Raw genomic sequence first — 6,000 nt, forward strand, 5'->3', positions numbered from 1 at the left:
TAACGGAACGACGCGATGAATATCTTCTCGTTGGAGAATCGAACGGCCCTCATTACCGGCGGATCGCGGGGCATCGGCCGAATGATCGCGGAAGGGTTCGTGGCACAGGGGGCGCGGGTCTACATCTCGTCCAGAGATTCCGATGCGTGCCGACAGACCGCGATCGAGCTTTCCGGGGACGGCGGAATCTGCCGGCCCCTGCCGCAAGATATCTCCACGATGAAGGGCGTGCGCACATTGGCGGAGAAATTCGCCGCCGCTGAGCCGGGCCTCGATATCCTGGTAAACAATGCGGGAGCAGCCTGGGGTTCATCCTTCGAAAGCTTTCCCGAGCAAGGCTGGGACAAAGTCCTGGACCTCAATCTCAAGTCCCCGTTCTTTCTCACCCAGGCGCTACTTGGATCGCTTGAAGCCGCAGCCAGCAAGGAAGCACCAGGCAAGGTGATTAACATCGCTTCCATCGACGGCTTGCGTCCGAATCCGCAAGCGACCTACTCCTACCAGGCCAGCAAGGCGGGATTGATCCATTTGACACGCCGGATGGCCGCCGAACTGATCCGCCGCAACATCTGCGTGACCGCGATTGCGCCAGGCGCCTTTGCATCACGGATGAATAAAGATGCCCGCGACCGTGCCGATGAAGTGGCCGCAGTGATCCCGGCAGGACGGATCGGAACGGCCCGCGACATGCAAGGCGTTGCGATCTTTCTTGCCTCCCGAGCCGGAGACTACCTCGTTGGTGCGACCATCCCGGTCGATGGCGGCGTCGCGCTCGCCCATTTGTCAATCTGAGAGGAGCCGCCCGAATGAGGTCCGGCAGTGCCGGCTCTCATGCTCCCCGGTCTCTAACCAGTGCAAAGGGCGGCATCCATCGCCCGGCATCCCCCGACTCATCGCCCCTAAAGCAGGAGACCTGCCATGTCAGCGACCACGGAGATCGAATACATTGACCACGACCGCCGCCGCCTCCTGGGCACGATTTCCGGCGGTATCGCTGCCGCGAGTACCGCGAGCTTGCTCCCGTCACAACTCATCGCGGCCCCAGCCGGGGATACCATCCGTCCGTTCCGCGTCAACGTATCAGAGGACCAGCTCGCGGACCTTCGACGGCTTAAAGGCAACTCGCTGGCCCGATCGGGAGACCGTTTCCGATCAGTCCCAGGGCATACAGCTCAACAAGCTGACACGTCTGGTTCAATATTGGGGCACCGCTTACGATTGGAGAAAACTGGAGGCGAGGCTCAATGCGCTGCCGCAGTTCATGACGGAGATCGACGGCGTCGACATACACTTTATCCATGTCAAATCACGCCATCCAAACGCGCTGCCATTGATCATGACGCACGGCTGGCCTGGCTCGATCGTCGAGTTGCTCAAGACGGTCGGCCCGCTCACCGACCCGACTGCACACGGTGGACAGCCAGAGGACGCATTCGACCTGATATTGCCGTCCCTGCCCGGCTACGGCTTTTCCGGCAAACCCACCGAAACCGGTTGGGACGCCGATCGGATCGCAAAGGCCTGGGCGGAGCTCATGAAGCGCCTGAACTACACGCGCTACGTCTCGCAAGGCGGTGATGTTGGGGCGATCGCCGCCCAGGCGATGGCGCGAAAGAAGCCTGCGGGGCTGGTTGGAATCCACCTCAACTTGCCTGCGACGATCCCGACCGACGTTGCGGTGGCGCTCGCTACCGGCGGAGCGGCGCCGGCAGATCTCTCGGAGAAGGAGCGCGCGCAGTTCGAGGCGCTCGATGCCTTCGGCAAGAAAGGTAACCGAGCTTACTTCCTGATGATGACGGCGCGGCCGCAGACTATTGGCTATGGACTAACGGACTCTCCGGCTGGCCTTGCAGGGTGGATCCTCGTGCATCCAGGCTTCGACACATGGACCATTGGGGATGATCCCAAGGCCTCACCAACCGTCGATGACCTGCTCGACAATATGACGCTCTACTGGCTGACAAACACCGCGACCTCATCGGCGCGGGTGTACTGGGAAAACAAGGGGCGAAGCCCCGTCGTAGCAGCCGCGCAGAAAACCACCGAAATCTCGCTTCCTGTGGGAATCACGGTGTTTCCGGAGGACATCTACCGTCCGCCGGAGACCTGGGCGCGGCGCGCCTACCCCAGCCTGAGCTACTTCCACGAGGTCGACAAGGGCGGACACTTCGCCGCCTGGGAACAGCCGCAACTTTTCAGTGCCGAGCTCCGAACAGCCTTCAAGTCGCTTCGCTAGAAGGAAATGAACATTTGAGACGGTTTACCTCTTCGCTGATCGCCTTGGGAGCGATGACCGGCGGGTCAGATCGCGGAGAACTACCTACGACAGCAGCGCATCCGGCCGAGCGATCGCATTGAACTCGACGCGCTGGATGCGATCGCCGTGCTAAAGCGGGATGAAGTTAGCTTGAATCGATTTGGGATTCCCAAATCGGGCGATTTCTGATTCACCATGCTGGCTGGGCTGGAGGCCAGCATGGATGGGTAAGCCTTACTCTTTGGATTTTAGGAAGCGCGTCGTTGCGGCGGTTGTGAGCGGCGGGCTGTCGTGCAACGAGGCCGGCGAGCAGTTCGGGGTTGCCGTCAGCACGGCCATTGGATGGGTGCGACGGCAGCGCGAGACCGGCAGCCTCGCGCCCGGCAAGATGGGCGGGCACCGGCCGAAGGCGATTTCTGGCGAACACCGTGTCTGGGTGTTGGAACGGATCAAGGCGGGCGATTTCACCTTGCGCGGGCTGGTTGCCGAACTCGCCGAACGTGGGCTGAGCAACCTAGCTTCTGGGCTGCTTTTCAGGTGCTCGGGAAGCTGCTCCAGCAGGCCGGCCGCCGCGCATCGTAGCCTCTGGATGCGCTTGAACTGGTCGGTACCGACCCTCGTGCGGCTCGAATACCGGATTTCTTTTTCCCGCGTCATGGCGTTGAGCATGGTTCGTGGCAAATCCCCTCGCGCGCTCCAAAGATCAACCTGAAAGGCCAAAGTGTCGCGGCGTGGTTCGCTCTCGACGACCCATTGCAACGGCGTATTAGACACCAGACCTCCATCCCAATAGTGTTCGCTCTCGATTTGGATCGCGGGAAAACCGGGAGGAAGTGCGCCGCTTGCCATCACGTGCTCCGGTCGGATCGTGTGTGTCGTCGTATCGAAGTAGACGAAATTTCCCGTCCTGACGTTGACCGCACCCACGCTAAAGCGGACTAAGCCGGCGTTGAGGCGATCGAAATCGACCAAGCGCTCCAATGTACGCTTGAGCTCACGGGTGGCCGCCGGCCTCGTCAAGGGCGAAGGGTTCGCGGTGGATGCGAGCGTGATGGAAGCCAACGCCAGCCGTTATCATGGCAAAGCGCCGGATGAGTTGGACTGGACCGACGCGCAACGACAGAAGCGTGCCGTGGCCGAGTATCTTGCTGGACTTGAGGCCGAGGCGCAGGTCCAGCAAGGCAAGGATAACCGTGGTGGCGGTTCTGATGGGACCCCGACCACAACGCCCGATCGCAAGCCGCCGAAGGTGATCTCGCCCTCCGATCCGTCCTCGGCGTGGACCGCCAAGGCTAACAAGCGCGTGCAGTTCGGGTATGGGCTCAACTATCTCATCGACGTCGAGCACGCAGTCATTGTCGACGTTGAACCAACGCCCGCGCGCACCTATGACGAGGTCGAGTCCACAAAGGCGATGCTCGACCGAACCGAGCATCGCTTTGGTTTGAAGCCGAAGCGGCTCGCTGCCGACACCGCTTACGGAACGGGCCGTTTCCTCGGTTGGCTGGTGGGCCGCGGGATCGCTCCACGTATTCCCGTTCGCGACGCAAGCGAGCGCGATGACGGCACCTTTTCACGCAGTGACTTCCGCTGGGACAAGCGGCGCGGCGTCTACATTTGTCCAAACAACAAAGTGCTGCACACCACCGGCACCGTGCACGACGGCAACATGGTCCGCTACCGTGCCTCCAAATTCGACTGCGATGCCTGTCCGCCGAAGATGCGATGCTGTCCGAATATGGCTGCCCGACAGGTACCCCGTGACATTCACGAGGATGCCCGCGATACGGCGCGACGGCTGATGGGAACAAAGCGCTTCCTCAAATCGCGGGATGAACGCAAGCGCGTTGAGATGCGCTTTGCTCATCTCAAGACCCACCACGGGTTCGAACGCATGCGGCTCAGAGGTCTGTCCGGCGCCCGCGACGAGTTTCACCTTGCCGCCATCGCGCAGAACCTCAAGACGATGGCGCTCCGTCTGCTCGGGCCGCCAACAGGTCGGGTACGCGCGTCGATTGCGTAAGAAGCACGACAATTTGGGCGATGTGTTCGCCGGCCAGGCCGTGACGCCCAGCCAAGGGCCAAGTGAAAACGTCTCCCCAACAGCAAGCGATTTGCGGCAGGGCATTTTTCGACAGCATCGGTCAAACCCGGACTTCCTCCTTGGGGGCCGCACGTCCGCTTCCGCCGAGTGCAGACATTGGTCCACTGCCTAAAAAGGTATCAAGGTCGCAATCTACAACGCACGGCGTGCCCAGCCAGCAGGTATGTTGCACGACCCCACTATGCGATCTTCATATCTTGTCATTCGACCAACGGGACCGAGCGTCAGGCGGGTACCGGCTGAGTCAGGAAGCGGATGCCGCCGCCTCCGCGCAGGATCGCATCGACCGGTGTCTCAGATTGTGGTTGCCAAGCGACCCGCCAGTCTCGCTCACTATTCGTTTGAAGGGGGCCAAGGTGATGGCACTCTGCAAAACTGTAGAGTCTGCCGCCGACGACGCCCGCTGAATACCTGCCGCAGCCTGCGTCGTGGCGCCTGCGGCTGGAGCGCGTGCGCTAGGCAGCGACCCTCCTTACCAAAAAAGCCGATTCCGAAATTTTTAATAAATTCGGACCAGCCTCCTTCAACGACAGGAGGTGTGCCATGCGTAATCATGACTTCGTGTCCGACGGATTTCTCGCGCTTATCGCGACCTGCCTTGTGCTGTTGTGCTCGAGTTTGGTTGTCATCGCATTTAGTTAACCAGACCCCGGGTGCCCTCTCACCCTGGCCGTTCCGGATGGCCCCCGCGGCTGAGCGCCCGCCGCGCACACATAAGCGCGCTGCATTTTCGTCACGCAAAAACGGCTCGCCTGCTCATCCCTCGTTCACATTGAACTTCCTACCGTGTGTGTGACGTTTCAGAAGCCACAGGAGGAAACCATGAAGCTCAAATTTGCACTTGTTGGACTTGCGGCACTCGGTAGCCTAGCTGCCGCAGGAAGCGCGTCCGCAATGCCGCTTGTCCCACTGTCTCCCGCTTCAAACGTCGAGAGCGTCGCTGTGGTCTGCGGCCCGAACGGCTGTGTCCGCACGGCGCCGGTCTACCGACGGTACGGTTACGGCTATCGTGGCTATGGTGTCCGTCGCTATGGTTATGGCGTACATCGAGGTTACGGATACCACCGCGGTTATCGCCGCTGGTAACGTTGGGACTTTTGCCACAAGCAAGCCCGCCGGCGTGAACCGGCGGGCTATCGATCCGGAGGCAATCACGGTGACGCTAGAAGCCACCGCGCGCAAGCTTGCACCGATGCCGGAGCGCGAGGAACTACTTCGAGACATCGCGAGATTTCGGACCCTCGCGGATGAGCAGACTGCCTTATCGATGCTTGCTCTAGCCTTCGGGGTTTCGACAAGCGCCACTGGCGCCCCTGAATGGGTCAATAAACTATCCGCGCGTGTGCCCCGCTGAATGGAAGGCCAGGAAGGTGGGAACGAACGCGTTTGCGCGGTTGCTCCGGGTCAAGCTTCGTCAGGTTGACGCAAGCGGCGTAATCCCGACCTCCTTCCGCCACAGTTGAATAGGCCCGAGGCCGCGCGCCGCATTCTGAATGCCCACCTCTGCGACGGCGTGCGCCCTAGCTAGTTTAGAGGCTATCGCGAAACGCGTCCGTTATCGCTGGCTGGAGCCGCGCGCGGCTCATGACCGGCGCGAGATCGGCCAAGCCATCAAGCAGCTGCTCGATAATGCTGCTGG

At 61.2% G+C, this 6,000-nt stretch carries 2 protein-coding genes and 3 pseudogenes; 4 read left to right on the forward strand and 1 reads right to left on the reverse strand.

Going from position 1 to position 6,000, the window contains the following annotated elements; genetic code table 11:
* Nucleotides 1-15: 15 nt before the first annotated feature.
* The 3 genes and pseudogenes from ACFFWD_RS35435 to ACFFWD_RS35445 all read left to right on the forward strand — a co-directional run.
* Entirely contained in the window at nucleotides 16-792 is a 777-nt protein-coding gene (locus tag ACFFWD_RS35435; protein ID WP_376973522.1) for an SDR family oxidoreductase, read from the forward strand.
* A gap of 126 nt (nucleotides 793-918) precedes the next feature.
* Nucleotides 919-2,236 (forward strand): annotated as a pseudogene (locus ACFFWD_RS35440) (epoxide hydrolase family protein).
* Nucleotides 2,237-2,480: 244 nt separating this feature from the next.
* Nucleotides 2,481-2,765 (forward strand): annotated as a pseudogene (locus ACFFWD_RS35445) (helix-turn-helix domain-containing protein); the annotation flags it as partial.
* On the opposite strand, the pseudogene ACFFWD_RS35450 reads toward ACFFWD_RS35445, so the two are convergent.
* Nucleotides 2,762-3,259: pseudogene (locus ACFFWD_RS35450) on the reverse strand (patatin-like phospholipase family protein); the annotation flags it as partial. The pseudogenes ACFFWD_RS35445 and ACFFWD_RS35450 sit on opposite strands and share 4 nt — an antisense overlap.
* A gap of 49 nt (nucleotides 3,260-3,308) precedes the next feature.
* Between ACFFWD_RS35450 and ACFFWD_RS35455 the strand changes: the two are divergent.
* Nucleotides 3,309-4,280, forward strand: a complete 972-nt coding sequence (locus ACFFWD_RS35455; RefSeq protein WP_376973719.1) for a transposase — start codon at nucleotides 3,309-3,311, stop codon at nucleotides 4,278-4,280.
* Nucleotides 4,281-6,000: the final 1,720 nt, after the last annotated feature.

It is taken from the genome of Bradyrhizobium erythrophlei (genome assembly GCF_042430365.1).
Lineage (GTDB): Bacteria > Pseudomonadota > Alphaproteobacteria > Rhizobiales > Xanthobacteraceae > Bradyrhizobium > Bradyrhizobium erythrophlei.